Below are 23,762 nucleotides of genomic sequence, written 5' to 3'. Positions count from 1 at the left end.
TGATAGCTCTCTCCTTCTGAGGCGGTCAATACAGCAGTACTTCCCTCACAGATGGTTACATCATCTCCTGCAGATACAACCAATTCTGGTGTTTCAGGTTGGGTCACTGTAACCGTTACTGAATCTGTGGAAGAACACTCGCCGGTTGTTACCGTTACCTCATAGGTCGTGGTTGCCGATGGGCTTACCTCAATACTCTGGGTCGTTGCCCCGTTGCTCCACTGATAGCCCTCACCTCCGGTTGCGGTCAACACAACTGTAGATCCTACTTCCATGCTCACATCTGATCCTGCATCGGCAGTTGGTAAGGCGTTTACCGTTACTTGTACTTCAGCCGAATCTGACACACTTCCTTCAGAAACAATTACTGTATAAACAGTGGTTTCATCTGGAGAAACCTCAATACTTTGGGTAGTTGCACCTGTACTCCATTCGTAGGAACTTCCTCCACTCGCTGTCAAGGTCGTGGTTCCTCCTTCACAAATAGCAACATTTTCACCTGCAGAGGCAACAACTTGAATTTGATTTACATTTACTGTTATACTATCCTCTGAAGTACAACCATTACTAGTTACATAAACAACATAAGTTGTTGTTTGATTAGGATTGACAACAATCTCATTGGTGGTTTCACCTGTACTCCATTCAATAGAGCCTTCAGCATTCACTGATAAATTTGCCGTTTCCCCTTGTTCAATAGTAATATCTGAACCTAAATTAATTTCAGGTAATGGATTTACGGTCACTGTTATTTCATCTTCACTACTACATCCATTCTCAACTACAGTTACCGTATACGTAGTAGTACTATTTGGACTTACAGTTGTAGTAGCATTAGTCGATCCATTACTCCACTCATATGAGTTACCACCTGTTGCCGTAATAGAAATGGATTCACCTTCACATATAGCTACATCTTCTCCTGCATTTGCAGTTGGTAATGGATTAACTGTTACTTGTACTTCATCAGAGTCAGAAACACCACCCTGAGAAACAGTCACAGAATACACGGTAGTTTCATCGGGTGAAACCTCAATACTTTGTGAAGTAGCACCTGTACTCCAAACATAAGAACTACCTCCATTCGCCGTCAAGGTCGTAGTTCCACCTTCACAAATATCCACATCTTCGCCAGCTGAAGCTACAACTGTTGGTGTTGAACCAGCCTGTGGCACAGAAACAATCCAAGCAGGAGGATTAGCATCATTCATTAAACCAGAATTATTCCAATTACTTGCAAAAATTACTTTAGTTCCATTTCTATTTGGAACCGCCATAGACTCATGACCATATCCTGAATCATAGTCTGAATGATGTTTTGCATATCTCTCAACTGTATTGGAAGCATCTAATTTTATTGCAAAAATTTCTCTTGAAGCGGTCGGATGTTCAGTACAACATCCCTCTGAAACATAGGCCCAACCTGGTCTATTGATATTTCTACAGGAAATATGCCCTCCCCAAATACCTGACTCACCATGAATAGATTGTGGGTAATAATAAAGAGGTGTAATTTGAGCATTACTAAACCTAATCATCACTAAGTAGTACTCATCATTCCAAGTGGAATCATTTCCATATTGAACAAAAACCTCATTACCACTAGCATCAATTCCGAAATCACCATGGGCCGTATAGTCATAAATATGAGTTTCATTGGTCATATCTATGTTATATCTTTTCATTCCTTGAGTGGTACCGCTACCATCAGGACGCCAAGAAGCTATGGCATAATTTCCTAAGGAACTAACACTAAACCAATCCAAATCACCATCTGGAATATTTTTGGTTCCGACTACGTTATCATTTTGGATATCATAAACAATAAGAGTGTTTCCATTCCCAATAAGTCCAACGTATTGGTCATTATTATCTTGGGTTCCTTCACCATATCCAAAATCAATACTTGAATAATTAGAAAAGGTATGTAATACAGTTGTTTGATCTGTACTTACATTATACTGAACAAACTTATTACCAGAAGTACCATAAATAATATTGGGTTGTGTATTACTCCATCTTCCATAAGAAGGAATATTAGCCCAATATAAAAATTCATAAGTTTCGCCATCTAAAATGGCTGCTGGATATCCTGCCAATTTAATCAGCGATCCATCAGAGTTCCATACCTGATCTACGGCATAATTATGTCGCAATCTTGCTGAGGTTGTTCCAAAAACTCCTTTGTCACTTACCCTTGTAATTGAATTTCCGTAAGTACTACCGGTCACTTCTGATAAGTAACCTGGTAAACTAGAACTAGGGGCTTGATAAGCGGAATAATCAATATTGTTCAAATTTTCCTGAGGCGGATAATTTTGAGAAAGTAGGTTAAAAGTTAAGAATAGACTCAAGACAACATATAAATTCCTAGAGCATAGGAATTTAATCCATACAGTTACATTCATTCTCGGGGATTTTGCTATTAATCGAGGCTAAACTATTAAACGACTTAAAAAAAAAATAAGAGGTTTGAACTTATTCGACGAACTACATCAATTAAACAAGTTAATTCCTACTTTTAGTGTATTTTGTAGGATTTAACAACCTCTTAATCGTATAGTTACGTATTTCGTCGGATATTTTTTTTCAGAGAGGATATTGCACATCAATTATAAGCAGAAATGTAGCGGTTTTTCTACTTTTAAAGGATAATTGAAGATTCAAAATGGGAATAATACCTTATTGAAGTCATTCGGGGTGCAAATATAGTTTTTTATCTAAATAATTAGGAACAATATTCCATATTTAACTAATTTAGTTTTAGCTTTTTAAAAGCGAAAAAATGACCCAAAACCAACCTATAAAAAAGCCTACATTGGCATTAGTCATACCCAGTCTTACCCCAGGTGGTGCAGAACGTGTGTTTTCCAATATTGCCAACCACTTGGCAAACAGATATAATATATACATTTTTACCCTCTATAAAGATTTGATTTTTTATGATCTACATCCTTCAATTAAAGTTAACTATTGTCTTGAAGAATATCGATCAAATGTCAATAGGCTAACGTCCTTAAAAATTCATTTTCAATTATTTAGCCGTCTAAAACGTAAAGTTTCAGACACAAATGCCGATTTAATACTTAGTTTCACCACCACGGCTAATTTCTATACGGTTATTTTATCGAAGATATTAAACATTCCGTCGATAATAAGTGAACGTATTCATCCAAAATATGCCTTAAACAAAGCTTGGCAAATTTTGGTTAGACATAGTTATAAGTACACAAACATTTTAGTAGTTCAAACTGAGGAAATTAAAAATTACTTTAAGAGGTCATTGAAAGACAACAAGTTGAAAATTATTGAAAACCCCCTTTCAGAGCATTTAATTAGTAAAAAAAGCGTAGCATTTAAAAGGAGCAATTCTATTCTGAGCATTGGAAGATTGGAATCTCAAAAAAACCAAGAACTTCTTTTACGGGCATTTAGTAAATTAAACCACAACGACTGGGAATTATTGATCATTGGTTCGGGCAGTCTTTTAGATTATTATAAAGAACTATCCTATACATTAAAAATTGAGTCCCAAGTATCCTTTTTAGGAGCCATAAAGGATGTTTCTCCTTTTTTAAATCAAGAAGGCATTTTTGTTTTAACTTCAAATTTTGAGGGTTCTCCCAACGCCTTGATTGAAGCCATGTATTTTGAAATGCCATGTATTTCAACTGATTGTCCTTCCGGACCAAATGAATTGATCGTCAATAACCATAATGGCATTTTAATACCTACAAACAATGAACAAAATTTGATCGATGAATTAAATCGATTAATGAACAATTCAGATTTAAGAAATCAATTGGGAAAAGCTGCAGGCGCATCTGTCAATCGGTTTATGCCTGACAGTGCATTGAAAAGATGGGAAGATTTAATTGAAAACACCTTGAAATGATGGATTTAAGAACATTATTACCCACATATAGCGAAAATCAAAAGCAGGATGAATTTTTGTATAAATTCACAGTTTTCACACCAGTTTACAATAGAGCGAAAACTGTTCATAGAGTTTTTGATTCCCTCAAGAACCAAACATTCAAAGACTTTGAGCTTTTAATTATCAATGATGGCTCTAAAGACAATTCAGATGAAGTCATTAGGGAACTTATTAAATCCGCAAACTTTCCGGTGAACTATGTTAACAATGAGACCAATCGCCATAAAATGGCATGCCTCATTCAAGGTTTTTCATTAGCTAAGGGCGAACTGTTCTTAACACTCGATTCTGATGATGAATGTGAAGATAACTCTCTTGAAGTATTTTACTCCAGATACCAGGAAATACCCGAAAACATAAAACCTCGAGTTAGTAGCATGACCTGTATGTGTAAAGATCAATTTGGAAATCCTGTTGGGGATACTTTCGAAACAGATCCTTACTACAGTTCCACTTTCAAGAATATGCTAGACGAAAAGTATCAAAAAGAAAAATGGGGATTGGTGAAAACCAGTATTTTAAGAAATATCGAACTAAGCCCAAAATTATATAATCAAGGTTATATCCCAGAAGGTGTTCTTTGGTGTTTTCTATCTAAACTCAATTATGACACTTATTATTTCAATGATTTTTTAAGGACTTATTACATAGACGAGAATGACCAAAATATTTCAAGTGGAACAAGAAAAAATAATCCATTGGGATTAGCAGTATATGCCCTTGGAATTCTCAATTGGTTTCAAAAAGATTTCAATAAAAATCCCAAACTTTTTTTAAAGTGGATTTATTATTTATTGCTAGCCTCAAAATACCTGCCCTATAAAAGAAAAGACTACAATCAATCTATTGAAAGTCCTTTATTCAAGGCTGTTTTTAATATGGTTTGGCCCATCAAAAACATTGTTATTACTAGAGAATAGTTTGCATGTTGAAAAATCAAATTAATAAAATAATCCAGAATAAAACGGTTTCTAACATTGCTGTAGTTGCCATCATTACCATTTTGGTAAAATTTGTTGGGTTTTACAAAGAAGTAAAAGTTGCAGAAGAGTTTGGTCTTTCAGAATTACTGGATACTTTTTATATCGCTTTGTTGATTCCTGGCCTGATTAACCAAGTGTTTTTAATTTCTTTCAAATCGGTTTTTATTCCAAATTACATTGCAGAATTAAAGGAAAAAAAAGAAGCCGCCTCATTTCAAACAGTGAGTTTTGTTATTACCATTGGCCTTGGACTCATTTTTACCCTTATTTCCTTTTTTTTCACAGACTTTTACTTAGATATTTTCTTTCCAGACCATACAGAATCCTATTACGGCTTGGTTAAGATTCAATTTCATTATCTAGCTCCTTGTTTAGTCATTTGGGGATTAAATGCCCTTCTAAGTGGTATTTTAAATATTTTTGACGAGTTTAAATACTCCTCTGTCTACCCCATTCTGACATCCATATTGATGCTTGTTTGTCTTTTGGGCTTTCAAAATATATTGCAAGAACGTGTGCTGGCAGTTGGTATGCTATTAGGTTCTTTAGCTGAATTTATCTTTCTCCTAATTGTTAGTTTACGAAAGGGCATTATCAAGTTCTCAACTCCTGATTTTACCAGTAAAAACACCCGAATGATGTTAAGGGAGTTTCCGGCCAGAATCACATCTAGCTTTTTAACCGGAATGGTCCCCGCTACCGATCAGTATTTTGCCGGACAATTAGCCATAGGCTCCATTACCGCCTTAAATTATGGTTATAAAGTGCCTGCCTTTATTTCGGCGATAGCTATTGTGGCGCTAGGAAATGTCCTTCTTCCCTATTTTTCAAAACTCATTTTGGACAATAAAGAAACTGCTTATGAAAGACTGTATACCATCATAAAGGTTTTGTTTGGAGGCATTTTAGCAGTAATCATTCCTCTATGTTTCCTATCCTATTTTGTTATCGAAATTTTATTTGAAAGAGGTGCCTTTACCGCCAATGACACCAATACAGTAGGCTTGATTCAAATTGTTTACTTTTTGGCACTTCCATTTTCAATATGTACAGATGTACTAGTGAGGTTTTTAACCGGTATCAACAAAAACACATTTATGGCTGTTGTATCTTTCATTAGTCTTCTTTTAAATATTATCTTCAACTATATTTTTATGAAATTGTATGGGGTCATGGGGATAGCCTTATGTACCACCGTGATTGAAGCCTTGAAATTTGGAGTCTTTTACATGTATTCCAAAAAGTTGCAAAAAACATGAATTTAGTTATTAGAAATATCATTCTTATACTTCTACTATTGAAGCTAGATAGCTTTGCTCTTATACATATTAGTGAGGGTTTGGGTAGCGCATTAAGCTACTTAATGTTGGCTCTATTGGTTTTCTATTATTTTATTTCTGAGAAAACCAAACCTGAATTTTTATTGCTCATTTTAGGATTGTCCTATTTTGTTATTTCTGTTTTTCAATATTATGGGCCAACCAATAATTACATCATTGATTTAATCAAGTTTTTGGTTTTTATTATCACTGCCAGTACCCTGGCAAATCAAGCCTCACCTAAAGAAATTGCACTTTATTTATCCATTGGTTCTTTTAGCATTATTGTAAATACTATTGCATTCCCTAATGACTACGGAAGATACAGTGGATTTTATATAAACCCCAACAACGCAGGCCTTATTGCGCTTCTGGGATTTGCGTTTGCATTTGCTGTAAGTAATGTCAAACTACGAATTTTTTTTCAATTTTTGTGTATTGCCGGAGGTATCATGACGCTTTCACGGTATTTTTTAATCACCTTAACGCTTATCGCTCTATTATCAGCACTCTATAAAAAATCAAATTTAATAGGCATCCTTTTTGGAGCTATGGCCTTTGTTCTGGTACTTTCCAGCGGAAACTTAAAATTAAACACCACTCGTTTCCAAGCCCTTCAAAGTGTCTTTTCAGATGATGTAGATACTCAAACGATTACAAAAGAATCTAGGGAGGAAACTTGGGCCCTGTATAAAACCCCCATACTAAATCATTTACTTTTTGGTAATGGCTATAAGGCTACGCATGGACATGAAAATGACTCAGTTGGTGTGATTACTGGGGTTCACAACACCTATTTGATGGTATTGGGAGACTCTGGGTTTATACCGTTTGTCATTTTAATTTTTATATACATCAGACAACTAGTTAAAAGTGCCAAACACTTTTTTAAACAACCAGAACATTTATATATTGCATTGATATTGGTTACCTTTTTATTAGTAAGTCATAATTATTTTGATAATTACATTGTATTGTTTTTTTCCCTTTGGCTATTTCAAAAAAACAGAGCATTTGAAAATGATTTCATCAAACTAAAAAAGGAATGAGTAAATGTGTGGAATTTACGGAAGTACAAAAATTTATGAACCAGACCAAGTTCAGAAGAAGCTAGAAAGAACCAATTTTAGAGGTCCCGACAAGCTACAACATATAAACATCAACAATAAAGTCGTATTTGGACATAACAGATTGGCCATTATCGATTTAGATGAAAGGTCAAACCAACCTTTCACTTACCATCATGTACATATTGTATTTAATGGTGAAATTTATAATTTTTTAAGCCTGAAGGATGAACTTGTTCTTAAAGGATATGCCTTTAGAACCACAAGCGACACCGAAGTTATTTGTGCCGCTTACCTTGAATATGGAAGTGAATGTGTCAATAAATTTAATGGCATGTTTGCATTTGTCATCTACGATGAGAAAAATAACATTCTATTTGGCGCCAGAGACCGATTGGGACAAAAACCGTTTTACTATTATCACAACAAAGGTCACTTTGAATTTGCTAGTCAATTAGCTCCCATTCAGCTTTACAATTCAGATTTAACTATATCAAGTAAATCAATAAGTTATTATTTAGCATGGGGTGATGTTCCAGATCCCTACTCCATTTTTAATGAAGTTAAAAAACTGCCTCCAGGAAATCATTTTACATACCAATTAGATTCCCATAAATTAACGATAAAACCTTACTGGAACATCTCAACCAAACACACCCCTTATTTTCAAGGTTCGTTTGAAGAGGCCAAAGAAGAGCTTAAATCGGTTTTAAAAGATGCCGTAAAGATGAGACTTTTTGCAGATGTTCCCGTAGGGGTATTTCTTTCTGGTGGTGTGGATTCATCAGTAATCGCCGCCATGGCAACTCAAACCACAGAGAGCAAAATAAAAACGTTTTCTGTAAAATTTAATGAGAAAAAATTTGATGAGAGTATCTATGCTCAACAGGTTGCGAATCACTTAAAAACGGATCACCATGTTATAGAGTGCAATTATGAAGAAGGTATCGACTTAATCGACAATTTTTCATACTACTACGACGAACCTTTTGCTGATTCCTCCGCCATTCCAAGCATGTTATTATCCAAATACACAAGAGACCAAGTTACAGTTGCTTTGTCTGGTGATGCAGGTGATGAAAATTTTATTGGTTATGAAAGGTATGTTTGGATCAAAAAGGGTAAAATGGCCTTTATGCTTCCTAAACCTGCTCGTCAATTAGCATCAAAAATTCTGCAATTACCTTCTAATTACCGTATCAAAACAATGGGTAAGGTTTTAAATTTCAATGATGTAAATGACATTTACATTGCTGGAATGACAGGTGTTGACACGAGTTGGATTGATTCTGATTTTAATTATCTGGAAGTTGATGAACTGAAATATCTAAAACACAAGGAGAAGAATATTTACGAGCGCATGTCTGATTTTGATCTAAAAACCTACCTTAATTGGGATATCAATACCAAGGTTGATCGTGCCACCATGGCATACTCATTGGAGGCCCGCTCTCCTTTGATGGATTATAGAATCGTAGAGTTTGCAAGATCCCTGCCTACAGAATACAAAATACAGGGTAAAAACCAAAAGCGCATTTTGAAAGAAGTACTTTATGACTATGTCCCAAAAGAAATCTTTGACAGACCAAAAGCAGGCTTCACCATGCCTTTTCAGGAATGGTTTAGAGGAACTTTAAAAGATTATGTGATGTCGGAATTAAGTGATACTGAACTTAAAAATATTCCAAACATCAATACTAAAGAAGTTAGTTTAAGAATCAATCAACACATGGATGGATCTTGGAACCGATACCCGCTTATATGGAAACTGTTAGTTTTAAAGCAATGGCTATCTAAAAATGGAAAAGGCTACTCTATCAAATAATGGAAAAAGACAAAAAACATATAATTTTCATTATTCCTTCTTTGGCTGCCGGTGGTGCCGAAAGAATATTTTCTTTCGTTTCCCAAAAATTGAATAAAGAAAAATTCAAAGTGGAACTTCTTGTAATTGGGAGCGCCCTAGATTCGGTATATCCCATAGACAACGTAGAGACCATCTATTTAAATAAACCAAAGATTTCCAAGGCTTTTTTAAAAATCATCAAAGTATTTAAAAGTAAAAAACCAGATATCGTTTTAAGCTCTATTGCGCATTTAAATTCCATGATGGCTGGCATTTCAATTCTTTTTCCGAACATTAAATTCGTTGCAAGGGAAGCCAATGTGATAAGTGTTTTGGATCAATATAATAAATCCAATGTACTTCCCAAATCAGTTATTGTTAAAACCAACAGGTTCATTGATAGATTCATTGCGCAATCCAAAGACATGAAAGAGGATATGATCAAAAATTTTGGTATTCCTGAAGATAAAATAGAACTTATCAACAACCCTATCACCTCCAAGATCTCTTTAAAAAAATCAATGGTACATTCACCACTCAAATTTATTACCGTTGGAAGATTAAGCAAAGAAAAAGGTCATGACCGAATTTTAAGAGCTTTAGGACAATTGAACTTTCCTTTTTCCTATACCATTATAGGAGATGGGAATGAGGCTAAAAATGTTTTTGCATTGGCAAAAGAATTAAATATTCAGAATATCAACCATATACCATTTACTTCGGATGTTGGCAACGAACTTGGCAATCACGATGTATTCCTACAAGGTTCCTATGTAGAGGGATTCCCCAACGTTTTACTTGAATCATGTATGGCAGGGACACCCATTATCGCATTTAAGGCTCCTGGCGGGCTTAACGAAATTATAGAACCAAATATCAATGGTTTAATTGCTCAAAATGAGGATGAATTCATTACCCACTTGAACCATATCAATCAAGTATTTCCTTTTGAAGCTGAAGAAGTAAGAAAAATTGTTTTGGATCGATTTAATGAGGACAAAATTATTAGTCAATACGAAAATTTGTTACTCAATCTCTAATGAAATCTAAACCTAAAATAGCACTTTTTACCTATGCTCTTTATTTTGGTGGTACAGAAAGAGTTGTAAGCATTCTTGCAAATGAACTCATTAAATATTATGATGTTACAATCATCCTATTTTACAAACAAATTGACTTCTTCATTGATCCCAATATCAAGATATTAAGCTTATCGAAGGAAAATGAAAAAAGCAAATCCAATCTTGTATCTAAATTGAATGATTATTTGTCGTTCTTTAAATCTTATAAGAAGGCATTAATCAAAAATGAAATTGATGTTTCTATTTCCTTTTTAGCTCTGCCCAATGTAATTAATGGCTATGCTAAATCACATTCACCAAAATTAAGAACAATCATAAGTGAACGCTGCTTTCCGTCAAAAAACTATACGGGAATTATTGGTAAAAACCTGAGAAAATGGGCCTTTAAAAAATACTATAATTCCAATGATATCTTATTTTCAAATTCGCAGAATATCAACATAGATCTTAAAAAGAATTTTTATGTTAATTTGGATACAAAGGTCATCTATAACCCTATAGTAATCGATGCTGAAAAGGATTATTCCTATCTAAAAAAAGATTCCGAATCCATGAAAATCATAAGTGTTGGCAGGTTTACTTCAGTTAAAAACCATGAAGGAATTATAAGAAGCCTTAAAAGGGTAAACAACCAAATTAGTTTGGATATTTACGGAAATGGTGAACTTGAAGATTATTATAAATCTATTGTAAATGCAGAAAATCTCCAGAACCGGGTGAATCTTAATAAGGCTGTTCCCAATATTAAAGAAGTTTTAAAAACATGTCATGGTTTTGTTCTTAATTCCCATTCAGAAGGATTTCCAAATGCCCTTTTGGAAGCTATGTCGGTTGGTTTGCCTGTAATAGCAACAAATTGTATGACGGGTCCACTGGAACTGTTAAATGAAAATCAAAAAATCAACATTCCACAAGGAGAATTTCACCTTGCCAAATACGGAATTTTAATAAATGTCAATGACGATATGGGTCTCGCTAAGGCTATTGAATTTTTATACCACAATGAGTCCGAACGCTTAAAATTCAGTAAATTAGGTTTTGAAAGAGCTCAGGATTTTGACATTGAAATAATTGGAAACCAGATCAAACAATTAATAGATACTTTGCTTTAATGTGCGGAATTAACGGAATTATATCATACCATTCAAGTTCTATTGAAGATTTTGAGAATAGGCTTCTTAAAATGAATAATCAAATCATTCATAGAGGTCCCGATGACTGTGGTCATTTTGTTCAAAGAAATACAACAAATCAAGTGGGGATGGCCATGAGAAGGTTGTCTATCATTGATTTAAATACAGGACATCAACCTATTTATAATCAAGACAAATCACTGGTTATTGTATTCAATGGTGAGATATATAACTATCAAAACTTAAGGCTTGAACTTGAAAATGCTGGAGCTACCTTTCAAACCCAAAGTGACACCGAAGTCATTTTAAAGCTTTACGAATACCAAGGCACCAAAGCATTTTCAAAGCTGGACGGCATGTTTGCCTTCAGTATTTATGACAAAAAAGAGGAAAAAGTCATAATTGCTCGCGATCTCTTTGGGGAAAAGCCACTCTATTACTATCATGGGCAGAATGAGTTTATTTGGGCTTCTGAGCTTAAGTCGATTGTTTCCTATTTAAATTTTAAGCCTGCTATTTCCAATCAAGGTTTAAGTCTATTTTTGAAACTAACATATATACCAGCGCCTTACACAATTTATAATGACATTTATAAATTAAACGCTAACTCCTATATTGAATTTAACATTCAATCAAATGCATTCAAAACCCATTTAATCAATGAGTTAAAAAACTACACAAATACTGAAATTCAATTCTTAAATGCTAAGTCAAAAGTACGTGATTTAGTTATGGAAAGCATAGAATCTCGATCTATTTCAGATGTGCCATTAGGCACCTTTTTGTCAGGAGGTGTGGACTCATCCATCGTGAGTTGGGGATTATCAAAGATTAAAAGAGAGAGAATTAATACTTACTCCATTGGCTTTGAAAAGGAGGAGTTTGATGAAACTGACAAAGCCAAAACGGTTGCCAAACTTATAAAAAGTAACCACCATGAGTTTATCTTAAAGGAAAGCGACATTGAAGAAAGTATCCATGAAATTATTTTAAATTTTGACGAACCCTTTGCCGACCCTTCTTCCCTGCCAACCTACATGGTTTCCAAACTTACTCGAGAACATGTCAAGGTTGCTTTAACAGGAGATGGCGGCGATGAAGTGTTTGGTGGTTACAACAAGTATTACATGGGTAAACTGAACACCCACTACACTCGTTGGGTTCCAAAAAGCCTTCACAATGCCACTAAAGATTTGACTAATAAATTGCTTTCAAGTAAGGATGATAGTCAAGGAATTAAATTCAAACTTAAGAAACTTATTAATTCCGTTGAATATGGTAATTCTTACTACTGGAACATTATAAGTCAAGGCTTTTTACAACCTGAACAAATTCTTCAGAAAGACTATGTTTATGAAAATCCGTTTGATCATTACCAAGAAATCACCAAAAACCTAAAATTAAATTCTCTTAATGATTTCAGGGAATTAGATAGACATGTCAGTTTGGAGGGCGATATGTTGGTGAAAGTAGACAGAACGAGCATGTTTGCCTCTTTAGAGTGTCGAGCTCCTTTTTTAAATAAAAAACTCTGGAAATACACCAATTCGCTTCCATCAAGCTTTCTCTTGAACGGATGGAATAAAAAACACATCCTTAAGGAAACTTTCAAATCTGAATTCCCTGAAGGTTTTCTAGAGAAATCAAAGCAAGGTTTTGTTGTTCCTGTTGGAGATTGGTTACGATCAAGTCTAAAAAAGGAAGTGGCGCATTATGTCTCAAATGAATTTTTAAACAAACAAGGCGTCTTTCAAAAGGATCAAATTCAAGACTTGTTGAACAACCACTTAACCGGAAACATAGATAGTAGCAGACAAGCATGGACATTTTACGTCTTCCAAAAATGGTATGAAAAAAATTATTTATGACAATAGAAAGAGGTAAAATTTGTTTAGTAGGCGGCGAAGATGTGCACAAAAGAATCGATCTTTCAAAATATCTCATTGCAGCTGGATCTGAAGTGACGATTATTGGGACAAGTTCCTATAATTTTCCTGACTATATCAAATATGAGAACTACCCTTTGCAGAGGGAGTTTTCACTTTTATCAGACCTCAAGACAATCCAGTGGTACAAAGAATATTTCACAAATAACTCCTTTGATCTGATACATACTTTTGATACCAAACCAGCTTTTCTATTACCTATTGCTTTAAGGAGACAAAACACTCCCATAAGTAGAACTATTACGGGACTTGGGAAAATTTTTATGAAAAAAGGCCTCTCTTCTTTCATTTTGAAGACCATGTATCAAAAGCTCCACAAATCCATACGGAAAAGAGTGGCTGTTACAGTCTTTCAAAACACAGATGATCAAGATTATTTTATTAAAAATCAATTAGCAGACAGGGACCAAACAACCTTAATTTTAAGTAGTGGAATAGAACTAAAAGACATTTCAAAAGTAGCATCAAGAAAAAGCAACCCTTACACCTTCATTTGCGTTTCAAGATTGGTTTATGAAAAAGGAATCATTAACTATTTAGAGGCCGCAAAGACATTAAAAAGTCAAGGATTTGATTATCGCTTTTTGCTGGTTGGCCCATTGGAGGAAAATAGCGAAAGACTCAATCAATCCATTCTAGACCAATATCAGGATGTCGTAGAAATATTGGGTTCCAGAACAGATGTCATGGATTTACTTTGTCAATCTGATGCTTTTGTATTACCTACCTTCTACGGCGAAGGCTTCCCCAGAGTATTGTTGGAAGCCGCTGCAGTCGGCTTACCCATAATCTCTACAAAGGTCACAGGCGTTACACAATATGTCTACAACAACAAGGAAGCGGCTATTTTAATTGAACCGAACCAAACGAATGCTTTAGTAGAAGCCATGAAAGGGCTGGCTGAAAATAAGTACTTGAATGAAGACCTCTCAAAAATTGGGTTGGAGCATGTAAAACAGTTTGGGTTAGATAAAATAAGTAAGGAATATATAACTATCTTTGAAACAGCTATTAATCAAAGAAAAATATGAAAATCCCATTTTCACCACCCTACATTACCCAATCCGTATTAGATGAAGTTATGGATTCCTTGCAATCCGGATGGATTACTACCGGACCTAAAGTAAAGAAACTTGAAGAAATGATATGCCATTATACAGGAGCTAAAAATGCTCTTGGCGTGAACTCTGCAACATCAGGTTTAATATTGGCTCTAAAATGGCTGGGAGTCAAAAAGGGTGATGAAGTCATTATTCCTGCTTACACTTATTCTGCAACAGCTCTCGCTGTAATTCATGCTGGAGCCACACCTGTAATGGCAGATGTTAAGGATGATTTCAATATTTCGATCGAAGAAATCGAAAAGAGAATAACCAATAAAACGAAGGCCATTATTCCTGTTGACATTGGCGGTTGGCCATGTGATTATGACGAAATCATGAAAATCACAACCAATTCAAAGCATCTATTTACTCCAGAATCAACAAACCAGGAGAAATTAGGGAGAATTTTGGTATTATCTGATGCTGCTCATTCATTGGGGGCCAAATACAATGGAACGTATTTAGGTGCATCAGCCGATTTAACTGTATTCTCATTTCATGCGGTCAAAAATGTTACTACTGCCGAAGGAGGTGCCATATGCTTGAATTTACCGGAACCATTCAGTAATGAAGATGAGTATAAATACCTTAGATGCTTTTCTTTAAACGGTCAAACCAAAGATGCCTTTACAAAGTCACAAGCGGGTGGATGGAAATACGACATAGTTTACCCAGGAATAAAAGTTAATTTACCAGATGTTTTGGCAGCTATCGGTATTGCTCAATTGCCTGAATATTTTGATTCTACACTTCACCAGCGTAAAGATATTTTTTCATTTTATCAAGATTTTTTTCAGCAAAAGACATGGGCCATTTTACCAAAATTTCAGGATAACGCTAAAGTATCTTCCTGTCATATTTACGCTTTGAGAATAGCTAATTGTAATGAGGAGCAAAGAGATAAGATTATGAAGAAAATTGCAGAAAAAGAGGTTTCTGTTAATGTTCATTTCCAACCTTTGCCTCTACTATCCGTTTTTAAGGATATGGGTTTTGAAATTGCAGATTTTCCTAGTGCATATCAACAATATAAATGCGAAATCTCACTTCCTATTTATCCGCAATTAAAAGAAGAGCAATTAAACTTTATCACCCAAACTGTGAGTGAAGCAGTTGAATCTGTCTTATGATTAAAAGAATGTTTGACATTATAATGTCCATTTTGGGAATCTTTTTTTTGTCTCCCATTTTGTTGATAATCGCCATTCTAATCAAATTGGATTCAAAAGGTCCGATTCTATATCTTCAAAAACGAGTAGGCAAAAACAATCATGATTTCTTTATTTATAAATTCAGAACCATGTATGTAGATGCCGATAAAAAAGGATTACTGACCTTAGGAGATAAAGATCCAAGAGTGACTCATATTGGACAATTTTTAAGGAAATTCAAATTAGATGAACTACTACAACTATTTAATGTTCTAAAGGGAGACATGAGTTTTGTCGGTCCCAGGCCAGAAGTAAGGAAATATGTTAATTTTTATTCTAAGGATGATTTAAAAATCCTAGAAGTAAAACCCGGTATAACAGATTATGCTTCCATTGCTTTTAGAGATGAGGCCGAATTACTGAAAAAAGCAGATAACCCAGAGGAATATTACATTTCTGAAATCATGCCTGCCAAAATCAAATTGAACATGAACTACATAGACCGTCCGTATTTAATAACGGACATTAAAATTATTTTAAAAACCCTTTTTAAAATAATGAGCTAGTTTCTCAGGTTCTAAAAAATTGATATTTTTATTTCTACAATTATTAATTAAATCAAACCTTTAATCTTTGATGGTCATTGAATCCTCAAAATTAACTCAAGGAGTAGTCTCTAAGCCTCTTAAAGGAACATCGTAGAAATGAGCGATTTATCGTATTTTTTTGAAAGTTAAATGATTATAGCAGATATTTACCATGGATCAAAGTGCTAAAAAGGAACATAAAAGAATTTGGTTATCCCCTCCTCATATGAGTGGAAAGGAACTAAAATACATTCATGAAGCCTTTGAATCCAACTGGATTGCCCCTATTGGACCAAATATTGAAGGGTTTGAAAAAGACCTTGAGAGTTATTTAAAACATACCTCTCATGTTACAGCCGTTACCTCTGGTACCGCAGCCATTCATTTAGGACTTATTATGTTAGGGGTACAACCTGGAGATGAAGTGCTTTGCCAAACAAAGACGTTTATAGCCTCAGTTAATCCAGTTATTTATTTAGGAGCAAAACCTGTTCTGATTGATAGCGAAAAAGACACATGGAATATGTGTCCTGAATTATTGGAAAAAGCAATAATTTCAAGGATTAAAAAAGGAAACAAGCCAAAGGCTATAATTGTAATAAATCTTTATGGTATGCCATATAAAGTGGATCAAATACATACTATTGCGGGCAAATACGGAATCCCTATTTTAGAGGATAGTGCCGAAGCCATAGGCAGTTCCTACAAAAGCCAAAAATGTGGCACGTTTGGCGATTTCTCTGTCCTTTCTTTTAATGGCAATAAAATCATTACTACCTCGGGAGGTGGCGCTTTAATATCTAAATCAGAAAAACTAAAGGCTAAGGCTGTTTATCTTTCTACTCAAGCCAAAGAAGTTGGAATTCACTACTCCCATAAAGACATTGGATACAATTATAGGATGAGTAATGTTTCAGCTGGTATTGGTCGTGGACAAATGGAGGTGCTGGAAGAACGAATCACCTCTAGAAGAAGAATTTATCATTACTATAAAGACCACCTAGACAACATAGAAGAAATCAGTTTTCTTGAAGAACCCGAAGGATTTTTATCCAATAGATGGTTGACCTGCATTTTACTTAAAACACAGGAACAACGGGATGGTATTTTAAACCTATTACTTTCTAAAAATATTGAAGCTAGACCTTCTTGGAAACCTATGCACATGCAACCCGTGTTTGAAAATGTGCCCGCTTTATTAAACGGGGTTTCAGAAGACTTGTTTAACAGAGGCCTTTGTTTACCAAGTGGCTCAAGCATGACAGATGAAGATTTAAACTATATTATAAAATACATAAAAGGATATTTTGAATAAATTAAACTACATATTGAGAAAGCTATTTAACCGCTATGCCAGTAAATGGCTGGTTATGCTGTTTGATCTCTGTGTTGTTTCATTTACCTTTTTTTTGGCATACATCATTAGGTATAATTTTGAAATAAATTTTGATGTCGTCATTTTTATCAAACAAATTCCATTTGTTTTAATAGCTGCTGTAATTAGCTTTTTAGCAGTCAAATCCCACGAGGGTGTGGTTCGATTTACGGGCGCCAATGATGTTATTAACCTGATAATTGGTATTAATATTTTAGCCACCATTTTAATTATTACCACCTTTTTAAGCAGACAATATCATTTTGATTTAGTATTTGACATACCAGGTTCCATTATATACATCCACCTCTTATTGAATATTTTCTTTTTGGTAGGTGCCAAGTTTTTTGTGAAGTCCATTTACCAAAGTATTGTTACTGAGTTTGACGAAAAGAAAATAGCTTTGATTTATGGAGCTGGAACATCTGGTATGATTGCCTATGATGCCGTCACCAATGATCCAAGAAGTAACATTCAAGTAATTGGCTTTATTGATGATGATGAGCGAAAAACTGATAAAAAAATAAACCAGCTAAAAGTTTATAGTCCCAAAAAAATTACTAGAGAGTTCGTTGATAAAAACGTTATAGATGAGGTTATTATCTCCATTCAAACAATAGACTCTAACAGATTACTGCAAATTACAAGTAGATTATTTTCCATTGGCCTTAAGGTAAAAATCGTGCCAGCGGTAAAACATTGGATTGATGGTGATTTAAGTTTTGGTCAAATTAAAGACATTAACATTGAAGATTTACTGGGAAGAGAACCTATAAATATAGACAACCCACTCTTAACAGAAGAATACAGCAACAAAGTGGCTCTTGTTACGGGTGCTGCTGGATCTATTGGTAGTGAATTAGTTAGAAAATTGACCAATTACAATCTCAAAAAAATAATTCTTTTAGATAATGCCGAATCTGCACTTTATGATGTGGAACAAGAATTATTACAAAAGGGAATAAACAATATTGAGGCCATAATCGCCGATATAAGAAACATACAGAGACTGGACCTCCTATTCCATCGTCATAAACCCGATATTGTTTTCCATGCAGCGGCATACAAGCATGTTCCCCTTATGGAACACAACCCCTACGAAGCAGTTAGTGTTAACGTAAAAGGAACTCAAAACCTAATAAACTTATCTAACAAATACGGCATTAATAAGTTTATCTTGGTATCTACAGATAAGGCAGTTAATCCGACAAATGTGATGGGTGCCTCAAAAAGAATTGCTGAAATGATAGTTTGTTGCCAAAAGAAATTTTCAAATGGCAAAACCAAATTTATCATTACGAGGTTTGGAAATGTTTTAGGCTCAAATGGCTCAGTCATTCCTCTATTTAAGAAACAAATTGAAGCTGGAGGGCCACTTACCGTGACCCATCCCGATATCATTCGATATTTCATGACTATTCCTGAAGCTTGCCAGCTAGTGCTGGAAGCTGCTGCTATGGGTCATGGCTATGAAATCTTCGTTTTTGATATGGGCAAACCAGTCAAGATTTTTGACCTTGCTGTCAACATGATTACACTTTCAGGATTTCGATATCCAGAAGACATTGGAATTAAAATAACAGGATTGAGACCTGGAGAAAAGATTTATGAGGAACTCTTGGTGGATGGAGAAAACACTAAACCCACGTATAATGAAAAAATCATGATTGCTAAATGCAAAATCATTGACATTATTCAAATGGAAAAAAACATTAAGGATTTATGTACTGTGGGACCCCACACTCAAAATATTGATATCGTGGCTAAAATTAAAGATATCGTTCCAGAATACAATCCTAACAATACCAAATATGAGGTATTAAATATGAGATCAAAATAATCATTATGAAATCCAAAACCAACTATTACATTATCCTCTTAATCGCTGTTCTCTTATTAAATGCATGTGCCTCTAGAGAGGATGTTGTTTATTTTCAGAATCAGCCCATAACAGCAGAATCAAACATTGCGTTCTCTCCTAGCATTACTTATAAACCTAATGACTTGGTATCCATAAACGTTTCAGCACTTGATCCTGAAACCGTCAAGCCATTCAATTTACCTGTGATTACCAACACTTTCTCATCGGTAAATTATCAAGGAGAGATGAGAATTCAAACCTATTTAGTGGATGCCGATGGTAATATCGAATTCCCCGTGCTAGGAACCATTCAAATTGGCGGTTTAACCAGACAAGAAACCGTAAATATGATGCGAGAAAAAATTTCGGAGTATGTTAAAGATCCTATCATAAATATCAGACTTACTAATTTTACTGTCACTGTTTTAGGTGAAGTAAATAACCCTGGTACGTTTTCAATTGAGGACGAACGTATTTCTTTAAGTGAAGCTCTTGGAATGGCTGGAGATTTAACTATCTACGGAAAACGAGACAATGTATTTTTAATAAGAGAAAAAAACGGAGTGAAACAATATGGCAGGTTTAATCTAACTCAAAAAAACGTTTTGAATGACCAAAATTACTATCTGGAACAAAATGATGTAATTTATGTTGAGCCTAATAAAGCTAGGGTAAGATCAAGCGCCTTTAACCAAAATAATGCCATCATCATTTCAGCAGTAGCAACATTAGTTACATTGGTAGCCATATTGGTAAAATAATTTTATGAAACAAAAAGATAGTTTTCGAGAAATTCTCTCTCCCTATTTACTTAAGTGGAAATTCATTTTAATCTGCTTAATTGGTTTTATGGCATTGGTGTTTTTATATTTAAGATATACCGATTATTTATACCAAGCTTCAGCCACTATCAAATTGAAGGACGACAAAAGCAACTCTAAATTACCTGAGTTAAATACCCTTCAAAATTATGGTCTCTTTAAAACCAATAATACTAACGTTCTTGATGAAATAGAAGTCATAAAATCGAGAACCATTATCACCGAAGCCATAAAAGACTTAAAATTTAATATCCAATACTTTGTGGAAGGTAGAATTAATGACCACGAAACCTATTCCAATCCTCCCATTTCAATTAATTTCAGTGAACCCGACTCTCTAATTTATAAGGTTGACACCACCTTGACAATAAAAATTAATTCTGGAACGCAATTTCTCCTTAAAGGAGCCGACTTTTCCAAATTGAAAACAAAAAAGGAAAAGGATTTAGATGACGAGGGAACCATTCACAATTTTGGAGAACCTGTAACAACCAGCTTTGGAGACATAACTATCACTCCCAGAATAGGTGAATATGCAGCCAAAATAGGCTCAAGAATAACTGTAAAAATAAGTCCAATTGAAAAGGTAGCTTCTGATTATAAAGGAAAATTGATTCTTGAAAATAAAGAAACCTCCAATGTCATTAAACTATCCATAAAGGATCATGTTAAAGAGAAAGCCTCCTTGTTTCTAGATAAACTTATTGAAAAATACAATGAGGATATTGTTAAAGACAAAGAACTTGTTGTTCAGGCCACTTCTGACTTTATCAATAGCCGACTGGAAATCGTTTCCGAAGAATTGGGCGAAGTTGATTTAACTGCAGAATCCCTACAGAAGGAAAACAAATTAACCGATCTTCAAACGCAGTCTTCCCTATTCCTTCAAAATGAAAAGGAAAACGAGAGTCAAATCATTCAAACAGCCAATCAAATTCAATTGATTGACTACATGTCCGATCATTTATCTGAAAAAGGACAAGCCAATGACCTACTTCCTGCCAATATTGGAATATCCGACAATTCGGTTGCTTTAATTACCAAAAAGCATAACGAATTGGTTTTAGAGCGTAACCGACTATTAAAGAATTCAAGTGATAAAAATCCAACGGTTATTAATTTAACCAATCAAATTGATCAGCTTAAAGCGAATTTACAAGAAAGCTTAAGCAGCATCAAATCAACGAACCAAATCACTTATAATAATCTAGTAAATGAAAACCAACGAATAAACTCCCAAATATATTCTGCTCCCAAAAAACAAAGGCAATTCAGGGACATTAAAAGACAACAAGACATTAAAGAAGCGTTGTACCTTTATTTACTTGAAAAACGTGAAGAAGCTGCTATTACGCATGGAGTCTCTTCCCCTAATGCCAAAATTGTTGACAAAGCGTATGTTTCAAACCAACCAGTTTCACCCAAGGTACCATTAATTCTACTCGCTGGGTTGATACTCGGTTTAGCGGTACCAGTCGGGTTTGTTTACTTAATTGACTTATTAGATGATAAGGTTCATAACATTTCCGATATCAAAAAAGCCCTTTCCGTTCCTTTTATTGGAGACATCCCAAGATCAAACAAAAAACAACATTTGATATCCAAAGTAGACTACTCACCAAAGGCTGAAGCTTTTAGAATGGTTCGAACGAATATTGATTTCATGCTTCAGAATATATCCGACAGAGCCAAAATTATCTTTGTCACGTCCACTACAAGTAAGGAAGGGAAATCTCATAGCTCTATTAATTTGGCTTTATCCCTAGCCTATTCCGATAAAAAAGTTCTCTTAATCGAAACTGATATTCGGGTTCCTAGAGCTACTAATTATTTGGATGTTGAGAATAAAACAGGTGTTACCAATTTCATTGGAAACCATCATTTAGGCATCCATGAAGTTATTTCAAAATATCCGGGATCCGAATATTTAGACATCATTCCATCTGGAACCATCCCTCCGAATCCGGCTGAATTATTAATGAGTAACAGGGTCAAAGATATGTTTGATTCCGTAAAAAATTCTTATGATTATATCATTGTTGATACGGCCGCTGTTGGTCTGGTAACCGATACGCTCTTAATCAGCAAGTTTGCAGACTTGTTTATATATGTAGTGCGCGCCAATTACCTTAGAAAAGATCAGCTGGAGATAGCTCAAAGAATGTATGATGAAAAACGCCTTCCAAACATGGCTATTCTTTTAAATGGAGTTGACCACAAACGTGGATATGGCTATGGCTATGGTTACGGAAAGATGCCTTCCAAAAAGAAAGCATGGTGGAAGTTTAAATAATTTAATCTTCTTTTTCGTTTTTCCTTCTTTCCTTTTCTTTGGTTAACAACATCAATTCCCGACCAGTTTGACCGGCAACCGAAGTATTTTCTTCCGCTCTCCTAATAAGATAAGGCAACACATCTTTGACGGGGCCAAATGGGACATATTTTGCTACATTATAGCCTTTTTCAGCTAAGTTAAAGCTAATATGGTCACTCATACCATACAACTGCCCAAACCACACTCTTTCGTCATTATTTGCGATATTCTTTTGAGCCATTAAATCCATGATCAGATAACTACTGAATTCATTATGTGTACCAGCAAATAAGGATATTTGATCCAAATGATCTAAAATATAAGTAGCTGCAGTATTGAAATTCTCATCAGTCTCAGCCTTATTGGCACATATCGGGGTTGGATACCCCATCTCCTCTGCACGCTCATTTTCCTTCTCCATATAGGCGCCTCTTACGATTTTGTAACCCAAAAAATAGCCCTTTTCATTGGCTCTTTGGTGTTCTCGTTTAAGAAAATCCATGCGGTCATGACGGTACATTTGAAGCGTATTGAATACTATTGGCTTTTCTGTATTATACTTCGCCATCAAATGGCTTACCAAATCATCAGCTGCGTCTTGCATCCAACTCTCTTCAGCATCAATCAAAAGCTCTACATCCAGCTCTTTGGCTAATTTTCCAATTTGATCAAATCGATTCACTACACGTTCCCATTCTTGTTTTTCTGAATCGGTAAGTGGACCTTTTTCTCCAATTTTTTGATACAATTTCAACCTACCAAACCCAGTTGGTTTAAAAACTGCTATTGGCATCGCGTCTTTATTGGCTGAAAATCTGATGATTTCTAGGGTTTTTTCCATTGCAAAATCAAAATGCGCTTCGTTTTCCTTCCCTTCAACAGAGAAATCCAAAACTGAGGACACCCCTTTTTCAAACATTTGGTCAATTACGGGTAGGCAATCTTTCTCATTCACTCCACCACAAAAATGGTCAAATACCGTTGCTCTAATAACGCTTTCTACCGGTAAATTGGATTTGATTGCAAAATTACTTAACGCCTTCCCAACCTTTACTAAAGGTTCAAATGAAATCATCTTAAATAATAAATAAGCACGATTCAATTCAACATTGCTTTTTAACGAAAAAGCAACCTTGGTGTTATCAAAAATACGTTCGTTATTCATTTCAAAAAATTGGTGTGCAAATATAATTTATCGCAAGCTTTTTTGGTATTAAATTAACGCTTATTTTCACAC

The 23,762-nt window shown here is 34.8% G+C and carries 17 protein-coding genes; 15 read left to right on the top strand and 2 right to left on the bottom strand.

Going from position 1 to position 23,762, the window contains the following annotated elements; genetic code table 11:
• Nucleotides 1-2,408 (bottom strand): hypothetical protein (locus ZA07_RS16245; RefSeq protein ID WP_197276764.1); only part of this gene is annotated, 2,408 nt, incomplete at its 3' end.
• 377 nt (nt 2,409-2,785) lie between these two features.
• Between ZA07_RS16245 and ZA07_RS15800 the strand changes: the two genes are divergently transcribed.
• The 15 genes from ZA07_RS15800 to ZA07_RS15730 all read left to right on the top strand — a co-directional run bounded on the left by ZA07_RS15800 (nt 2,786) and on the right by ZA07_RS15730 (nt 22,504).
• Nucleotides 2,786-3,895, top strand: coding sequence for a glycosyltransferase family 4 protein (locus tag ZA07_RS15800; protein WP_053972730.1), 1,110 nt, complete (start codon nt 2,786-2,788; stop codon nt 3,893-3,895).
• Entirely contained in the window at nt 3,892-4,857 is a 966-nt protein-coding gene (locus ZA07_RS15795) for a glycosyltransferase family 2 protein (RefSeq protein ID WP_231628700.1), read from the top strand. The genes ZA07_RS15800 and ZA07_RS15795 overlap by 4 nt, the downstream gene beginning before the upstream one ends.
• 5 nt (nt 4,858-4,862) lie before the next feature.
• Entirely contained in the window at nt 4,863-6,179 is a 1,317-nt protein-coding gene (murJ, locus tag ZA07_RS15790; RefSeq protein ID WP_053972728.1) for a murein biosynthesis integral membrane protein MurJ, read from the top strand.
• Complete coding sequence (locus ZA07_RS15785; RefSeq protein WP_053972727.1) at nt 6,176-7,288, top strand: O-antigen ligase; 1,113 nt, start codon at nt 6,176-6,178, stop codon at nt 7,286-7,288. Before murJ ends, ZA07_RS15785 begins: the two co-directional genes overlap by 4 nt.
• A 4-nt stretch (nt 7,289-7,292) precedes the next feature.
• On the top strand, nt 7,293-9,131 hold the full coding sequence (gene asnB, locus ZA07_RS15780) for an asparagine synthase (glutamine-hydrolyzing) (protein WP_053972726.1): 1,839 nt from the start codon (nt 7,293-7,295) through the stop codon (nt 9,129-9,131).
• The gene (locus tag ZA07_RS15775; protein ID WP_053972725.1) at nt 9,131-10,192 is read left to right on the top strand and encodes a glycosyltransferase; all 1,062 of its coding nucleotides are present in this window, start codon (nt 9,131-9,133) and stop codon (nt 10,190-10,192) included. Before asnB (ZA07_RS15780) ends, ZA07_RS15775 begins: the two co-directional genes overlap by 1 nt.
• Complete coding sequence (locus ZA07_RS15770) at nt 10,192-11,346, top strand: glycosyltransferase (protein ID WP_053972724.1); 1,155 nt, start codon at nt 10,192-10,194, stop codon at nt 11,344-11,346. The genes ZA07_RS15775 and ZA07_RS15770 overlap by 1 nt, the downstream gene beginning before the upstream one ends.
• A complete protein-coding gene (asnB, locus tag ZA07_RS15765) occupies nt 11,346-13,235 on the top strand; it encodes an asparagine synthase (glutamine-hydrolyzing) (protein ID WP_053972723.1) in 1,890 nt (629 codons plus the stop codon). The genes ZA07_RS15770 and asnB (ZA07_RS15765) overlap by 1 nt, the downstream gene beginning before the upstream one ends.
• Nucleotides 13,232-14,344 carry a glycosyltransferase gene (locus tag ZA07_RS15760; RefSeq protein ID WP_053972722.1) on the top strand — a complete coding sequence of 371 codons (1,113 nt, stop codon included), beginning with the start codon at nt 13,232-13,234 and terminating at the stop codon, nt 14,342-14,344. Before asnB (ZA07_RS15765) ends, ZA07_RS15760 begins: the two co-directional genes overlap by 4 nt.
• Nucleotides 14,341-15,546 (top strand): DegT/DnrJ/EryC1/StrS aminotransferase family protein, encoded by a 1,206-nt coding sequence (locus tag ZA07_RS15755; RefSeq protein ID WP_053972721.1) that lies wholly within the window; start codon nt 14,341-14,343, stop codon nt 15,544-15,546. The genes ZA07_RS15760 and ZA07_RS15755 overlap by 4 nt, the downstream gene beginning before the upstream one ends.
• A gap of 8 nt (nt 15,547-15,554) precedes the next feature.
• On the top strand, nt 15,555-16,133 hold the full coding sequence (locus ZA07_RS15750) for a sugar transferase (protein WP_231628699.1): 579 nt from the start codon (nt 15,555-15,557) through the stop codon (nt 16,131-16,133).
• Nucleotides 16,134-16,380: 247 nt separating this feature from the next.
• Complete coding sequence (locus ZA07_RS15745; RefSeq protein ID WP_304438207.1) at nt 16,381-17,469, top strand: DegT/DnrJ/EryC1/StrS aminotransferase family protein; 1,089 nt, start codon at nt 16,381-16,383, stop codon at nt 17,467-17,469.
• A gap of 13 nt (nt 17,470-17,482) precedes the next feature.
• Nucleotides 17,483-19,369: a polysaccharide biosynthesis protein gene (locus ZA07_RS15740; protein WP_369793542.1), complete on the top strand. Its 1,887-nt coding sequence runs from the start codon at nt 17,483-17,485 to the stop codon at nt 19,367-19,369.
• A 5-nt stretch (nt 19,370-19,374) separates the two neighbouring features.
• Nucleotides 19,375-20,151: a polysaccharide biosynthesis/export family protein gene (locus tag ZA07_RS15735; RefSeq protein WP_053972718.1), complete on the top strand. Its 777-nt coding sequence runs from the start codon at nt 19,375-19,377 to the stop codon at nt 20,149-20,151.
• Nucleotides 20,152-20,155: 4 nt separating this feature from the next.
• The gene (locus ZA07_RS15730) at nt 20,156-22,504 is read left to right on the top strand and encodes a polysaccharide biosynthesis tyrosine autokinase (RefSeq protein ID WP_053972717.1); all 2,349 of its coding nucleotides are present in this window, start codon (nt 20,156-20,158) and stop codon (nt 22,502-22,504) included.
• A 1-nt stretch (nt 22,505) separates the two neighbouring features.
• Here the strand turns inward: ZA07_RS15730 and ZA07_RS15725 are convergent, their stop codons facing one another.
• A complete protein-coding gene (locus ZA07_RS15725; protein ID WP_053972716.1) occupies nt 22,506-23,690 on the bottom strand; it encodes a proline dehydrogenase family protein in 1,185 nt (394 codons plus the stop codon).
• Between the last annotated feature and the right edge of the window lie 72 nt (nt 23,691-23,762).

It is taken from the genome of Mangrovimonas sp. ST2L15, from assembly GCF_001280515.1.
Classification (GTDB): Bacteria; Bacteroidota; Bacteroidia; order Flavobacteriales; family Flavobacteriaceae; genus Mangrovimonas; species Mangrovimonas futianensis.
The sequence above is the reverse complement of the archived record's forward strand: the minus strand, read 5'-3'. Positions and strand labels throughout refer to the sequence as shown.

Excerpts from the sequence above, each read along its gene's own strand:
- ZA07_RS15725 (WP_053972716.1), bottom strand. The coding sequence starts at position 23,690 with ATGAATAACGAACGTATTTTTGATAACACCAAGGTTGCTTTTTCGTTA.
- ZA07_RS15745 (WP_304438207.1), top strand. The coding sequence starts at position 16,381 with ATGAGTGGAAAGGAACTAAAATACATTCATGAAGCCTTTGAATCCAAC.
- ZA07_RS15730 (WP_053972717.1), top strand. The coding sequence starts at position 20,156 with ATGAAACAAAAAGATAGTTTTCGAGAAATTCTCTCTCCCTATTTACTT.
- ZA07_RS15755 (WP_053972721.1), top strand. The coding sequence starts at position 14,341 with ATGAAAATCCCATTTTCACCACCCTACATTACCCAATCCGTATTAGAT.
- asnB (WP_053972723.1), top strand. The coding sequence starts at position 11,346 with ATGTGCGGAATTAACGGAATTATATCATACCATTCAAGTTCTATTGAA.
- ZA07_RS15775 (WP_053972725.1), top strand. The coding sequence starts at position 9,131 with ATGGAAAAAGACAAAAAACATATAATTTTCATTATTCCTTCTTTGGCT.
- ZA07_RS15760 (WP_053972722.1), top strand. The coding sequence starts at position 13,232 with ATGACAATAGAAAGAGGTAAAATTTGTTTAGTAGGCGGCGAAGATGTG.
- ZA07_RS15735 (WP_053972718.1), top strand. The coding sequence starts at position 19,375 with ATGAAATCCAAAACCAACTATTACATTATCCTCTTAATCGCTGTTCTC.
- asnB (WP_053972726.1), top strand. The coding sequence starts at position 7,293 with ATGTGTGGAATTTACGGAAGTACAAAAATTTATGAACCAGACCAAGTT.
- ZA07_RS15795 (WP_231628700.1), top strand. The coding sequence starts at position 3,892 with ATGATGGATTTAAGAACATTATTACCCACATATAGCGAAAATCAAAAG.
- ZA07_RS15800 (WP_053972730.1), top strand. The coding sequence starts at position 2,786 with ATGACCCAAAACCAACCTATAAAAAAGCCTACATTGGCATTAGTCATA.
- ZA07_RS15770 (WP_053972724.1), top strand. The coding sequence starts at position 10,192 with ATGAAATCTAAACCTAAAATAGCACTTTTTACCTATGCTCTTTATTTT.
- ZA07_RS15750 (WP_231628699.1), top strand. The coding sequence starts at position 15,555 with ATGTTTGACATTATAATGTCCATTTTGGGAATCTTTTTTTTGTCTCCC.
- murJ (WP_053972728.1), top strand. The coding sequence starts at position 4,863 with ATGTTGAAAAATCAAATTAATAAAATAATCCAGAATAAAACGGTTTCT.
- ZA07_RS15785 (WP_053972727.1), top strand. The coding sequence starts at position 6,176 with ATGAATTTAGTTATTAGAAATATCATTCTTATACTTCTACTATTGAAG.